This is a genomic window from Bradyrhizobium sp. USDA 372 (assembly GCF_053629095.1).
This window is the reverse complement of sequence record NZ_JBRJHR010000001.1, coordinates 4,684,866-4,698,590: the sequence shown is the minus strand read 5'-3', so window position 1 is coordinate 4,698,590 and position 13,725 is coordinate 4,684,866. Positions and strand designations below refer to the sequence as shown.

Here is a 13,725-nt window from a genome sequence, read left to right as displayed (position 1 = left end):
CGATGCGACCTCTCCCGCAAGCGGGAGAGGTGAAGAAGAGAGCACGCATGTATCAGTGGGACTTCGGAATCCTCTGGAGCTATCGCTGGCTCTTTCTCAACGGGCTCGGCGTCACGGTCGGCTTCACGATCGTCATCGTCGTGTGCGGACTGCTGTTCGGCCTGCTCGGGGCGTTCGGCAGCCTGTCGCGGATCAAGGCATTGCGGCTGACCGCGCTCGCCTTCATCGAGGCGTTCCGCTGCACGCCGATCCTGGTGCAGCTGATCTGGTTCTATTACGCGCTGCCGATCCTCGCCGGTGTCGAGATGACCCCGATCACGGCTTCCGCGCTGGCGCTCTCGCTCTATGGCGGCTCGTTCTATTCGGAGATCATCCGCGGCGGCATCGTCTCGATCGACAAGGGTCAGTCCGAAGCCGGCGCGGCGCTCGGCATGACGCCGAGCCAGAGCATGCGCCGCATCGTGCTGCCGCAGGCGATCAAGCGCATGATTCCGGCGCTGATGAACCAGTCGATCATCCAGTTCAAGAACACCTCACTGGTCTCGGTGCTGGCCGTGCCTGATCTGGTCTATCAGAGTCAGGTCGCCGCCCATGACAGCTACCGGCCGCTGGAGACCTACACCGCGGTCGCGCTCGCCTATGCGGCAATCCTGATTCCGCTCACCATCCTCGTCCGCCGCGGCGAGAAGCAACTGGCGGTGAGCGAATGAGCGAGACGCCGAAAATCGAGATCCGCAGCCTTCGCAAGAGTTTTGGCAGCAACGAGGTCCTCAAGAACATCAATCTCGACGTCACCAAGGGCGGTGTCGTCGCGCTGATCGGGCCATCAGGCTCGGGTAAATCAACGCTGCTCCGCTGCATCAATCTCCTGGTCGTGCCCGACGGCGGCAGCGTCCGCGTCGGCGACACCCGCTTTGCGTTCGGAGACGGCGCCAAATTGCCCGATGTCAAAACGCTGGCGAGATTCCGCGCCACCACCGGCATGGTGTTTCAGCACTTCAACCTGTTCCCGCACATGACGACGCTGCAGAACGTGATGGAGGGGCCTGTCACGGTGCGGCGCATGGCCAAGGCGGAGGCCGAAACGCTCGCGCGTGCGCAGCTCGCCAAGGTGGGACTTGCGGAGAAAGCGGACCAATATCCGGCGACGCTCTCCGGCGGCCAGAAGCAGCGCGTCGCGATCGCGCGGGCGCTCGCGATGGAGCCCGATGTCATGCTGTTCGACGAGGCCACCTCCGCGCTCGATCCCGAATTGGTCGGTGAGGTGCTGAACGTGATCCAGCAACTCGCGTCGGAGGGCATGACCATGGTGATCGTGACGCACGAGATCGCGTTCGCCCGCGAGGTGGCCGAGCGTGTCGTGTTCATGCGCGACGGAATCGTGGTCGAGGAGGGTTCGGCGCGGCAGGTGATCGACAGCCCGCGGGAGGCTGCGACGCGCGCCTTCCTCAGCCATTTCCACCGCACCGGCGCGCTGCCGCCGGCAAATGCGATATCGTGATGTCCGGCATCAATCGCGTCTATCTCGTCACTGGTGCCGCCAGCGGCATCGGCCGCGCCACCGCAAAGCTCCTTGCGGCGCCGGGCACTGCGCTGCTGCTCCACACGCGCGCGAACACAGAAGGCCTCGACGCGAGCGCGGCTGAGGCCGAAGCGAAAGGTGCTATCGTCGCAAAGTGTCTCGGCGATCTTGCCGAGAAAGCCGCCATTACTGCTGCCGTCACCGCCGCGAATGCCGCCTTCGGCCGGCTCGATGGACTGGTTCTCGTCGGCGGCCACGCCCGCCGCGGCAGCGCCATTGGCACGCCGGCGGATGAATTCCGCAAGGCGATGGACGAATCGGCGCTGGCGTTCACGCGGCTGGTCGATGCCGCGCTGCCGCTGCTGCGCGCCGGACGTGATGCGCGCATCGTCGCGATGTCGTCCTTCGTCGCGCACGCGATCCGACCCGAATTCGCGCCCTTTGCTGCGACCGCCGCGAGCCGTTCCGCGCTGGAGGCGCTGGTGCGGCTGGCCGCGATCGAGCTCGCGAAGGACGGCATCACCGTCAATGCGGTATCACCCGGCCTCATCGTCAAGGACAGACCGAGCGAGAGTCGGCTGTCGCCCGAACAGATCGCCGCAACCGAAGCGCTGATCCCGATGCGCCGCCGCGGGCGGCCGGAGGAAGTCGCCGAGATCATCGCCTTCCTGGCATCACCGAAGGCGTCCTACGTCACCGGCCAGGTCTGGCACGTCAATGGAGGCCTGACATGACCGAAGCAACCATCGAGCGCATCAGGCTGTTCCTGATCGAAAGCCCGATCAAGATGGCGCGCCTGCAGGGCGTCGGCAACGTCAAGGGCACCGTGAAGCGCGTGCTGATCGAGCTGACGTCGAGCGACGGCGTGATCGGCTGGGGCGAGGCGGCACCGTGGGAAGTGTTCACGGGAACGCCGGAAGCCGCGTTCGCCGCGCTCGATATCTATTTGCGTCCGATCGTGCTCGGCAAATCCGTTCGGCGCATACGCGCGCTGATGGCCGAGCTCGACCGTGCGCTGGTCGGTCACGCCGAAGCCAAAGTCGGCATCGAGATGGCGCTGCTGGACATCGTCGGCAAGTCGTCTGGGCTCTCGGTTGCCGACCTGCTCGGCGGCCGCGTGCGCGACACCATCCCCCTCTCCTTCTCGATCGCCGATCCGGATTTCGCGGCCGATCTCGAGCGCATGCGGAAAATGGTTCCGGACGGCAATGTCATCTACAAGGTCAAGGCCGGCGTGAAGCCGCATCGCGAGGACCTCGATCATCTCGAAGCGATCCGCAAGGAATTCGGCGACAAGGTCGACCTGCGCGTCGACTACAACCAGGCGCTGGCGCCGTTCGGCGCCATCAAGATCCTGCGCGACGTCGAGGAATTCGCGCCGACCTTCATCGAGCAGCCGGTGCCGCGCAAATATCTCGACGTGATGGCGCAGCTCACCGCGGCATTGGAAACGCCCGTGCTGGCCGACGAAAGCTGCTTCGACCGCCGCGACATGATGGAGGTGGTGCGGCGCGAAGCGGCCGATGCCGTCTCGATCAAGCTGATGAAGGCCGGCGGCCTGTTCGAGGCCCAGGCGATCATGGCGATCGCCGACATCGCCGGCCTGCCCGGCTATGGCGGCACGCTGTGGGAGGGCGGCATCGGCCTTGCCGCCGGCACGCAGCTGATCGCGGCCACGCCGGGCATCTCGCTCGGCTGCGAATTCTACATGCCGCATCACGTGCTGACCGAGGACGTGCTCGAAGAGCGCGTTGCGAACCGCGCCGGCCATGTCGTGGTGCCCGACGGCCCGGGCCTCGGCATCCGCGTCAGCGAAACATCGGTCCGCGCCAATGCAAGGGTGCTGGCGGAGGCGTGAGATAGGCGCCAGCGCTGCCACAAACTCGATTGTCGTCCCGGGGCGCGAAGCGAGCCCGGGACCCATAATCACAGGATCGAGTTTGGCGAAGATTCGGAGTTGCCGCCTCGGCGCAACAACTACTCCCTGTGGCTGTGGGTCCCGGATCTGCGCTTCGCTTGTCCGGGACGACGAGCGCGTATGCGGTGACAGCGGGGCGCCATCCTTCCCCTCCGGGAATCCCTATCGTATGGTCGCACCCAACAAGCCCGTTTCCCATCGGGCCATCCGGAAACGCATATGCCCGAACCCGCCTGGTCGCTGCACTCCCGCCTGAAAGAGGACACCATCGATATCGGCGATCTGCCGCTGTCGAAGGTGCTGGTCATCAAGGACGCGCATTATCCCTGGCTGCTGCTGGTGCCGCGGCCGGGTGGATGCGATCGAGATCATCGATCTCGACGAGGTGCAGCAGGCGCAGCTGATGACGGAGATCTCCCGCGTCTCGCGCGCGCTGAAGGAGATCACCAAATGCGACAAGCTCAACATCGCCGCGCTCGGCAACCTCGTGCCGCAGCTGCACGTCCACATCATCGCGCGCCGGACCAGTGACGCGGCCTGGCCGCGGCCGGTGTGGGGCGTGATGCCGCCATTGGCGCATGACGCCGCGGAGGTTCAGAATTTCATCAGCGCGCTTCGCCGCAAGATCTGGCTGGGTTGAAAGAGCAATAATGTCAGCATTCGACGCATTTCCGCTGGGGCAGCCGGCCTTCGTCACCAACGTCCTCGACCGCGCCGCGCATCTGCGCCGCGACGACGAAAAACTGTTCGCGCTGGAGCAGAAGCCGTCCTCGCGCGCCTATGTGGTCTATCGCGACTCGCTGCTGGTGAAGCGCGAGGGCGACAAGGTGCGTGCGCTGCTCGGAATCGACGAAGCGCTGAAATGCGGTGCCAATCCCGGCACGGTGTTCCTCGGACTTCGCGAGGGTGCGGCCGTGTTCGGCATGGGCCTGTCGCAGGCGGCCGCGGAGAAGCTGGTCGGCGGCGGTGACTACACCGTCACCGAGCTGCGCGGCATGGCGATGCAGGGCGCGATCCCGCCCGAGGAGCTCTCGGCCGTGGCGATGGCGAAGTCGATGGTGGGCTGGCATCAGCGCCACGGCTATTGCGCCAATTGCGGCGCTCGCACCAGCATGAAGGAAGGCGGCTGGAAGCGCGACTGCCCGGCTTGCAAGGCCGAGCATTTTCCGCGCACCGATCCGGTCGTGATCATGCTGGTGGCGTCCGGCGACAAGTGCCTGCTCGGCCGCCAGAAGCAGTTTCCGGCAGGCATGTATTCGTGCCTCGCCGGCTTCGTCGAGGCCGCCGAGACCATCGAGGACGCGGTGCGCCGCGAGATCCTGGAAGAGTCGGGCATTCGCTGCACGGACGTGCAATATTACATGGCCCAGCCGTGGCCCTATCCATCGTCGCTGATGATCGGCTGCAGCGCGCGGGCGCTCAACGAGGACGTGGTGGTCGATCACGCCGAGCTCGAGGATGCGCGCTGGTTCACGCGCGAGGAGGCCGCCAAGATGCTGACGCGGACGCATCCCGACGGGCTCGCCGGACCGCATCCCTTCGCCATCGCCCATCATCTGCTCGGCCGCTGGGTGCACGACAAGAACGGCGCCTGAGCCGAGGCCGACGATGGCCGGGATCGCGCCGCGCATCCTCTGCATCGGCATGCCGGTGCGCGACCTCATCCTGCGCGTCGAGGCCCTGCCCGAACGCGGCAGCAAGGCGAACGCCAGCCATCTCGCCGAGATCTGCGGCGGCAACGCGCTCAATGCCGCGATCGCCATTGCGCGGCTCGGCGGCCGCGTCGCCTTCGCGGGGCCGATGGGCGATGCGCGGGAGACGTCCAGCGGCTTCATTCTCGCGCAGATGGCGCAGGAGGGCATCGATGGCACGCACATCGTGCGCATGCCGGGCCTGGGCACGCCGGTCTCGGCAATCTTGATCGAGCCCTCGGGAGAGCGGACGCTCACGATCTATCGCGATCCCGCCTTGTGGACGGTGAAGCTGCCCGAGGCCGACGCGTTGCTCGCTGATTGTCAGGCGGTGCTCGTCGAAAGCCGCTGCGCGGCGTTCGCAACCTCGCTTTGCGCCGAGTCACGCCGGCGCGGCATTCCCGTCATCGTCGGCGTCGACCGCGCGATGGCGTTGCAGGACGGTCTGCTCACAGCCTCCTCGCATCTGCTGTTCGCCAGCGCCGAGCTGCAGGAGACGGCTGGCATCACCGACGACGGCGCGGCCTTGAGGCGCCTGGCGGAGCTGACGCCCGCCTTCCTGGCGGCCACAAGGGGCCCGCGCGGCACGATCTGGCTGAACCAGGCGGGCGCGCTGGAGGAAACACCGGCCTTTCCCGTCCAGGCGGTCGATACGCTGGGCGCGGGCGACGTCTTCCATGGCGCGTTCGCGCTGGGCCTCGCCGAGGGTAAGGGGGTGCGGGAAGCGCTGCGATTCGCGGCGGCCGCTGCGGCGCTGAAATGCACCCGCCATGGCGGCGGCCCGGCTGCCCCGCAACGCGTTGAAGTTGAAGAGCTTTTGCGCAATCGCCGGTAGAGCCATTCCACTGTAACGTCGAGATTATAGGCTTGCCGTGGAAAGATTTTCTCTATATCAGGGAAATCTGCCCCTGAAATGGAACAAAGTTCTTCAAATGACTGATGTCGCCGTCCAGATCCCTGAGACCAGCCGCCGCCTCGACGCCATCGACCGCAAGATCCTGATGGTTCTCCAGGAAGACGCCTCCCTCTCCGTCGCCGAGATCGGCGACCGGGTCGGCCTGTCCTCGACCCCCTGCTGGAAGCGCATCCAGCGCCTGGAGGCCGACGGTGTGATCATCAAGCGCGTCGCCCTCGTCGACCAGAACAAGATCGGGCTCGGCATCTCCGTGTTCGTGTCGGTCGAGAGCTCCGACCATTCGGATGCCTGGCTGAAGCGGTTCGCCGAAGCAGTCAGCGCCATGCCGGAGGTGATGGAGTTCTATCGCATGGCCGGCGACGTCGATTACATGCTGCGCGTCGTGGTCGCGGACATGCAGGCCTATGACGTGTTCTACAAGAAGCTGATCAGCGCCGTGCCGCTGAAGAACGTCACCTCGCGCTTCGCGATGGAGAAGATCAAGTCGGTCACCGCGCTGCCGATCCCGGCGGTGGTGGCGGCTTAGGATTCACTACACGAAAACTGTCATCGCCCGGCTTGACCGGGCGATCCAGTACTCCGAGGCGGCTGTGATCGAACCGAGAGGCCGCGGCGTACTGGATGCCCCGGTCAAGCCGGGGCATGACAGCGAGATTGCGGCGCGGGCTGTGTTTCCCTGACGCCTCACCTCAAATCTTCTGATTGTACTCGCCGACCTCGGGATGCGTGCGCAGCACGCTGTTCACCATCTCGAACATGTCGTGCATGCGCTGCTCGGAGACCGGGCTCTCGACCACGACGACGAGCTCGGGCTTGTTGGAAGAGGCGCGCACCAGGCCCCAGCTGCCGTCCTCGACCGTGACGCGCACGCCGTTGACCGTGACGAGATCGCGGATCGCCTGATCGCCGATCTTGGCGCCCTTCGCTTGCAAACCTTCGAAGTGCTTCACCACCTTGTCGATGACGCCGTATTTGACCTCGTCGGCGCAGTGCGGCGACATGGTCGGCGACGACCAGGTCTTCGGCAGCGCATTCTTCAAATCGGCCATCGACTTGCCGGGCGCGCGATCGAGCATGTCGCAGATCGCGATCGCCGAGACCAGGCCGTCGTCATAGCCGCGGCCGAACGGCTTGTTGAAGAAGAAGTGGCCCGACTTCTCGAAGCCCGCCAGCGCGCCCATCTCGTTGGTGCGGCGCTTCATGTAGGAATGGCCGGTCTTCCAATAGGCGACCCTGGCGCCCTGCTTCTGCAGCACGGGATCGGTGACGAACAGGCCGGTGGACTTCACGTCGACGACGAACTGCGCATCCTTGTGGATCGCCGATATGTCGCGCGCCAGCATCACGCCGACCTTGTCGGCGAAGATCTCCTCGCCGGTGTTGTCGACGACGCCGCAGCGGTCGCCGTCGCCGTCGAAGCCAAGGCCGACATCGGCCTTGTGATGCAGCACCGCATCGCGGATCGCGTGCAGCATCTCCATGTCTTCCGGGTTCGGATTGTATTTCGGGAAGGTGTGGTCGAGCTCGGTGTCGAGCGGGATCACCTCGCAGCCGATCGCCTCCAGCACCTGCGGCGCGAACGCGCCGGCGGTGCCGTTGCCGCAGGCCGCGACCACCTTGAGCTTGCGCGTCAGCTTCGGACGGGAGGTGAGATCGGCGATGTAGCGCGCCGGATAATTCTCGTGGAACTGGTAGGAGCCGCCCGCCTTGTTCTTGAACTCGGCATTGAGCACGATCTCCTTCAGCCGTGTCATCTCGTCGGGGCCGAAGGTCAGCGGGCGGTTGGCGCCCATCTTCACGCCGGTCCAGCCATTGTCGTTGTGCGAGGCCGTGACCATGGCGACGCAGGGCACGTCGAGGTCGAACTGCGCGAAATAGGCCATCGGCGTCACCGCAAGGCCGATGTCGTGGACCTTGCATCCCGCCGCCATCAGGCCGGAGATCAGCGCGTATTTGATCGAGGCGGAATAGCCGCGGAAATCGTGGCCGGTGACGATTTCCTGCTTGACGCCGAGCTCGGCGATCAGCGCGCCCAGCCCCATGCCGAGCGCCTGCACACCCATCAGGTTGATTTCCTTCTGGAACAACCAGCGCGCGTCGTATTCGCGAAAGCCCGTCGGCTTCACCATCGGCTCGGATTCGAAGGCGTAGGTGTTGGGCAACAATACGGATTTCGGCTTCGGGAACATTGAGTCGATCTCGTGGAAAGGGGGCGGGATTTGCTGCAGGCTTAGCGAATGCCGGACCGCAGCGAAAGGCGGGAATGAAGGCTTATGGCCGATAATTGCGGCAGTTTGGTAACGCGAAATAGTGCGCCGGCAGAGACTTCCATGTCCGGTCAGATCGGCTATGGGCGTGCCATCTCATCTTCGGGGAGGGCCTGTTGAACGGTCTCCCACACAAGATTGGCTGCAACGTCCTCATAATTGTCGCGATAGACATTGCCTGCGGCCGCCATCTGCCTCCATGCGATCGCTGGATGCCTGGCCTTCAGCTCCTCTGGCAAACGGCGAGACGCCTCTGAAATTATCTCCAGACAGCGCGTAACGGCATAGACCGCCCGCAAGTCCGCCGCGAATGCTTCGCGGTCGAGACCTCCGGCGAACTCAGTCGCCAAATCGATGTGATGCAGGATGTCCCGCAGCGTCCCGTCGATGCGATCAGAAGGCATAGATGGCGTCGGCCGTCGCCGCAGGTGCGACGTATGATTTCAGACCGTCGCGATTGACGACATCAACCGGCCCGTCAAAAAGGTTGGAAAGGTATTCCTTGAGCTCGACGTAGTCGAAGACCGTGATCCGCGCCTCCGGATCGATCTCGACCATGATATCGACGTCGCTGCCGGAGTGATTTTCGCCCCTTGCGACCGAACCGAACAATGCGGCATGCAAAACGCCCCGTTCGCGCAGGGCGCGCTCGGACCGTCGCAGGATGGCAATCGCGTCGGGGCTGTTCATGGACGGAATATAGCACCCCGTCCGGCCTTAAGGGAGGCCCCACAAGGCCAATTGGAGCAGACCTACTGCTCCAGCACCATCTGCCCGTTCGCGTATTCGAAACGCTTCAGGCGGGACAGGAAGGAGAGGCCGAGCAGGTTCTCCGACAGCGCTTCGTCCGGCAGCACCATGGCATCGACGTCGCGCACGATGAGGCCGCCGACATCGAGCATGGCAATGCGGGTGCGCGCGGCCTTGATGGTGCCGTTGGCGGTGGAGACGGTGGCGTTGTAGTCGCCGCGCGAGGGACGGAGACCAAAGCGGGCGGCTGAGGTCTCGTTGAGCGCAACGACGGACGCGCCGGTATCGATCATGAAGCCGATGCGCTGGCCGTCGATCCGGCCCTCGGTCTGGAAATGACCGCGGCCATCCCGGGAGATGGCCAGGCTGCGGCCGGCCGGCGCGGTGGCCGCGACTGCGACCGTCGTGCGCGGCACTGACGTGGCGGAAGCCGAGCTCATCTTGTCCGCCATCTGCGCCATGAAGGTGCCGAGGCCGATCATGACGGCCGCGATGATCATAATGTTACGCATCACACCACTTCCGAGCCGAAAGCTCGATTTCATCACGCGACAAGGCCGACCGCGAGCGAAGGCACGCCGGGGCTCCTGTCATTTTGACGAAAAGGATGAGCGGAGGGTTAATGCCGGTTGCGAGTTCTCACGTCCCGCGCGGCTTCGCCCGCCTGGTCGGCACGGCGCTCGCGGGATCGTCGGGCCAGGGGTGACGCGGATAGCGGCCGCGGAGGTCGGAGCGGACGGCGGCGTAGCTGCCGCGCCAGAAGCCGGGCAGATCGCGCGTCACCTGCACCGGGCGCTGGGCCGGGGACAGCAATTCCAGAACCAGCGGCACCTTGCCGGCGGCGATTGAGGGATGGGTGTTGAGGCCGAACAATTCCTGCAGCCGGACCGCGATGGTCGGCCCCTGCTCGGCCTCGTAGTCGATCGCAAGCACGCTTCCGGTCGGCGCCTCGAAATGGGTCGGCGCCTCGCGGTCGAGCCGCGCGCGCATCTGCCACGGCAATAGCGCCATCAGGGCATCGGAGAGATCGCCCGCGGAGATGTCCTTCAATGCGATCTTGTCGTAGAGCGCCGGCACCAGCCAGTCGTCGCGCCGTGCGATCAGGCCGTCGTCCGAGAGATCGGGCCAGCTGTCGCCCTCGGCCTTGCGCAGGAACATCACGCGATCACGCCATTGCTTGGCGGCCTTCGACCAGGGCAGCCGGTCGAGGCCCGCGGTGATCAGGCCATCTGCAAAGATGCGTGCGGTGTCCTCCGAGGGCGACACGGCAAGCGTCGCTTCGGACAGCGTGATCGCGTGCAGCACGCGCCTGCGCCGCGCCCGCAGCGCCATCGCGCCACGATCGAACGAGACTTCGTCGGTGGTCTCGATATGCTCGGCGAAATGCCGCTCGATCTCGTCCTCGGTGATTTGCGCGGCGAGCAGGATGCGTCCACTCGCGGCCGTCCCCGTCATCTCGCCGATGGCGATGTAGGGCGCGCGGGCGAGCGAGGAGGTCTGCTCGACGGACGCGCCGCGCCCGTTGGCCAGCACGAAGCTGCCATTGCCGCGATTGCGCGCGACGCGGTCCGGAAACGCGTAAGCGAGCATCAGGCCGCTCGAGAGATCCTCCTGCTGCGCCACCTTCTCCGCAGCCGCGACCTGCGAGGCCCAGCGGCGGGCCAGATCGCGCGCGCTTGCCGCGCGCGGCGAGCGGTCCCGGCGGAACTGGTCGCGGCGGTGCTCGAGATCGACGCTGTCGCCGCCAAGGCCGCGCTCGGTGATGACGGCTGCGATTTCGGCGGCGGCCTCGCCGCTGCCGGCGCGATGCGAATCCACGATCATGCGCGCCAGCCGCGGCGGTAGCGCCAGCGCGCGCAGGCTCTTGCCTTCCACGGTGATGCGGCCATCGCCGTCGAGCGCGTTGAGCTCGGTCAGCAGGCTCTTGGCTTCCTTCCAGGCCGGCTGCGGCGGCGGATCGAGGAACGACAATGCGGCGGGATCGCTGACGCCCCATTGCGCGAGATCGAGCACCAGCGAGGAAAGATCGGCGCTGAGGATTTCCGGCTGGGTGTAGGGCGCGAGCGAGGCGGTCTGCGGCTCGTCCCAGAGCCGGTAGCAGACGCCGGCCTCGGTGCGGCCGGCGCGGCCGCGGCGCTGGTCCACCGCCGCGCGCGAGGCGCGCACGGTCTCGAGCCGCGTCAGGCCGATATCGGGCTCGTAGCGCGGAACGCGGGCGAGACCGGAGTCGACCACGATGCGCACGCCTTCGATGGTGAGCGACGTCTCGGCGATCGAGGTCGCCAGCACCACCTTGCGCGTGCCCTTGGGGGCCGGCGCGATGGCACGGTCCTGCACGGCGGCATCGAGCGCGCCGAACAGCGGCACGATCTCGACGGAGGCGTCCTGCACGCGCTCGGAGAGGAAATTCTGGGTACGGCGGATCTCGGCGGCGCCCGGCAGGAAGGCCAACACCGAGCCGCTGTCGGCGCGCAGTGCGGATGCGATCGCATCCGCCATCTGCCGTTCGATCGGCGCGTCGGCCTTGCGGCCGAGATAGCGCGTCTCGACCGGAAACGCGCGGCCCTCGCTTTCGACGACGGGGGCATCGCCGAGCAGCCTTGCCACCCGCGCACCGTCGAGCGTTGCCGACATCACCAGGATGCGCAGGTCTTCGCGCAAGCCGGTTTGCGCATCACGCGCCAGCGCGAGGCCCATGTCGGCGTCGAGCGAGCGTTCATGGAATTCGTCGAACAGGATCGCGGCAACGCCGGAGAGTTCGGGATCGTCGAGGATCTGACGGGTGAAGATGCCCTCGGTCACCACCTCGATGCGTGTGGCGCGCGAGATCTTCGAGCCGAAGCGGACACGATAGCCGACGGTTTCGCCGGCGCGCTCGCCGAGCGATTTGGCCATGCGGTCGGCACTGGCGCGCGCGGCGATGCGGCGCGGCTCCAGCACGATGATCTTTTTGCCTTTAGCCCAGGGCGCATCGAGCAAGGCCAACGGCACGCGTGTGGTCTTGCCGGCGCCCGGCGGCGCCACCAGCACGGCGGCGTTATTGCCCTCCAGCGTGCGCGACAAATCGTCGAGCACGGCGTCGATCGGGAGGGGCGTGTCGAAGCTGCGGGGCAAGGAAGCATCCGGTCGTCATGCCCGGCCTTGTGCCGGGCATCCACGTTCTTTCAAGCGAGAGTGAACAAGACGTGGATGGCCGGGACAAGCCCGGCCATGACGGTTTCGTTCAACGAGAATGTGCAGCTATCAGCCCTGCACCGCCGGCCGCCCGACGCTCTCATAGGTGAAGCCGGCGGCTTCCATGTCCTCGGGGCGGTAGATGTTGCGGAGGTCGACGACGACCGGCTGCGCCATGGTCGCCTTCAGCCGGTCGAGATCGAGCGCGCGGAACTGCACCCATTCGGTGACGATGACGAGCGCGTCGGCGCCTTGCGCGCAGACATAGGCGTCCTCGCAATAGGTGATATCGGGCAATTCGCCCTTGGCCTGCTCCATGCCGACGGGATCGAACGCCTTCACCTTCGCGCCCATGTCGATCAGACCGGTCACCAGCGGAATCGACGGTGCATCGCGCATGTCGTCGGTGTCGGGCTTGAAGGTGAGGCCGAGCACGGCGACGGTCTTGCCGCGCAAATTGCCGCCGAGCGCCTGGCTCACCTTGCGCGCCATCGCGCGCTTGCGGTTCTCGTTGACCGCCAGCACCGATTCGACGATGCGCAGGTTCACGTCGTAATCCTGCGCGATCTTGATCAAGGCCTTGGTGTCCTTCGGGAAGCACGAGCCGCCGAAACCGGGACCGGCATGCAGGAATTTTGTGCCGATGCGGTTGTCGAGGCCGATGCCGCGCGCGACCTCCTGCACGTTGGCGCCGGCTTTTTCGGACAGATCGGCGATCTCGTTGATGAAGGTGATCTTGGTCGCCAGGAACGCGTTGGCGGCGTATTTGATCATCTCGGCAGTGCGGCGCTCGGTGAACATCAGCGGCGCCTGGTTCAGCGACAGCGGGCGGTAGATGTCGCCCATCACCTTGCGGCCGCGCTCGTCGGAGGTGCCGACCACGATGCGGTCGGGGAATTTGAAATCGCGGATTGCCGCGCCCTCGCGCAGGAACTCGGGATTGGAGGCGACCACCACGTCCGCCGACGGATTGGCCTCGCGGATGATGCGCTCGACCTCGTCGCCGGTGCCGACCGGCACGGTCGATTTCGTCACCACCACGGTGAAGCCTTGCAGCGACTGCGCGATCTCTTTCGCGGCGGCATAGACGTAAGACAGGTCGGCATGACCGTCGCCGCGGCGCGAGGGCGTGCCGACCGCGATGAACACGGCGTCGGCATCGGCAACCGGCTTCTTCAGGTCGGTAGTGAAGTCGAGCCGCTTGGCTTTGACGTTGTTCGCGACCAGCTCGTCGAGGCCAGGCTCGTAGATCGGGATCTCGCCGCGATGCAGGGCCGCGATCTTCCTCTCGTCCTTGTCGACGCAGGTGACGTCGTGGCCGAAATCCGCAAAGCAGGCGCCGGACACCAATCCCACATAGCCCGTGCCGATCATCGCAATTCGCATGAAAAATCCTGTTCCAGCTTGGTTAACGGAAGCCCAATTGGGGGCGGTTTAGCATTTTCCCGAGGTCATGGAACAGTCCGCATGCAAAAACCGGCCCGCGA

13 protein-coding genes and 1 pseudogene are annotated in these 13,725 nt (G+C 65.8%); 8 read left to right on the top strand and 6 right to left on the bottom strand.

From position 1 onward, the window contains the following. Positions 1 to 47 precede the first annotated feature (47 nt). The 8 genes and pseudogenes from AB7M16_RS22145 (at position 48) to AB7M16_RS22110 (ending at position 6,573) form a co-directional block, all read left to right on the top strand. Positions 48 to 710, top strand: a complete 663-nt coding sequence (locus AB7M16_RS22145; protein WP_172786700.1) for an amino acid ABC transporter permease — start codon at positions 48 to 50, stop codon at positions 708 to 710. Next, the gene (locus AB7M16_RS22140; protein ID WP_260381836.1) at positions 707 to 1,501 is read left to right on the top strand and encodes an amino acid ABC transporter ATP-binding protein; all 795 of its coding nucleotides are present in this window, start codon (positions 707 to 709) and stop codon (positions 1,499 to 1,501) included. The genes AB7M16_RS22145 and AB7M16_RS22140 overlap by 4 nt, the downstream gene beginning before the upstream one ends. Further along, positions 1,501 to 2,256, top strand: a complete 756-nt coding sequence (locus tag AB7M16_RS22135) for an SDR family NAD(P)-dependent oxidoreductase (RefSeq protein ID WP_453945227.1) — start codon at positions 1,501 to 1,503, stop codon at positions 2,254 to 2,256. Before AB7M16_RS22140 ends, AB7M16_RS22135 begins: the two co-directional genes overlap by 1 nt. Beyond that, positions 2,253 to 3,380 (top strand): muconate cycloisomerase family protein, encoded by a 1,128-nt coding sequence (locus AB7M16_RS22130; protein WP_453945226.1) that lies wholly within the window; start codon positions 2,253 to 2,255, stop codon positions 3,378 to 3,380. Before AB7M16_RS22135 ends, AB7M16_RS22130 begins: the two co-directional genes overlap by 4 nt. A gap of 279 nt (positions 3,381 to 3,659) precedes the next feature. Then, positions 3,660 to 4,080: pseudogene (locus tag AB7M16_RS22125) on the top strand (HIT domain-containing protein). Positions 4,081 to 4,090: 10 nt separating this feature from the next. Further along, on the top strand, positions 4,091 to 5,035 hold the full coding sequence (gene nudC / locus AB7M16_RS22120; RefSeq protein ID WP_453945225.1) for an NAD(+) diphosphatase: 945 nt from the start codon (positions 4,091 to 4,093) through the stop codon (positions 5,033 to 5,035). 13 nt (positions 5,036 to 5,048) lie between these two features. Continuing rightward, a complete protein-coding gene (locus tag AB7M16_RS22115; protein WP_453945224.1) occupies positions 5,049 to 5,966 on the top strand; it encodes a sugar kinase in 918 nt (305 codons plus the stop codon). Positions 5,967 to 6,063: 97 nt separating this feature from the next. Beyond that, the gene (locus AB7M16_RS22110; protein ID WP_025032510.1) at positions 6,064 to 6,573 is read left to right on the top strand and encodes an Lrp/AsnC family transcriptional regulator; all 510 of its coding nucleotides are present in this window, start codon (positions 6,064 to 6,066) and stop codon (positions 6,571 to 6,573) included. A gap of 163 nt (positions 6,574 to 6,736) precedes the next feature. Here the strand turns inward: AB7M16_RS22110 and AB7M16_RS22105 are convergent, their stop codons facing one another. The 6 genes from AB7M16_RS22105 to AB7M16_RS22080 form a co-directional block, all read right to left on the bottom strand. Beyond that, positions 6,737 to 8,236, bottom strand: a complete 1,500-nt coding sequence (locus tag AB7M16_RS22105; protein WP_453945223.1) for a phosphomannomutase/phosphoglucomutase — start codon at positions 8,234 to 8,236, stop codon at positions 6,737 to 6,739. Positions 8,237 to 8,394: 158 nt separating this feature from the next. Further along, a complete protein-coding gene (locus tag AB7M16_RS22100; protein ID WP_453945222.1) occupies positions 8,395 to 8,718 on the bottom strand; it encodes a HepT-like ribonuclease domain-containing protein in 324 nt (107 codons plus the stop codon). Next, positions 8,708 to 9,004: a nucleotidyltransferase family protein gene (locus AB7M16_RS22095; RefSeq protein WP_172786691.1), complete on the bottom strand. Its 297-nt coding sequence runs from the start codon at positions 9,002 to 9,004 to the stop codon at positions 8,708 to 8,710. Before AB7M16_RS22095 ends, AB7M16_RS22100 begins: the two co-directional genes overlap by 11 nt. Before the next feature lie 62 nt (positions 9,005 to 9,066). Continuing rightward, complete coding sequence (locus AB7M16_RS22090; RefSeq protein ID WP_453945221.1) at positions 9,067 to 9,576, bottom strand: TIGR02281 family clan AA aspartic protease; 510 nt, start codon at positions 9,574 to 9,576, stop codon at positions 9,067 to 9,069. A gap of 127 nt (positions 9,577 to 9,703) precedes the next feature. Next, complete coding sequence (gene hrpB / locus AB7M16_RS22085; protein WP_453945220.1) at positions 9,704 to 12,178, bottom strand: ATP-dependent helicase HrpB; 2,475 nt, start codon at positions 12,176 to 12,178, stop codon at positions 9,704 to 9,706. Positions 12,179 to 12,307: 129 nt separating this feature from the next. After that, entirely contained in the window at positions 12,308 to 13,624 is a 1,317-nt protein-coding gene (locus AB7M16_RS22080) for a UDP-glucose dehydrogenase family protein (RefSeq protein ID WP_172786688.1), read from the bottom strand. Positions 13,625 to 13,725: the final 101 nt, after the last annotated feature.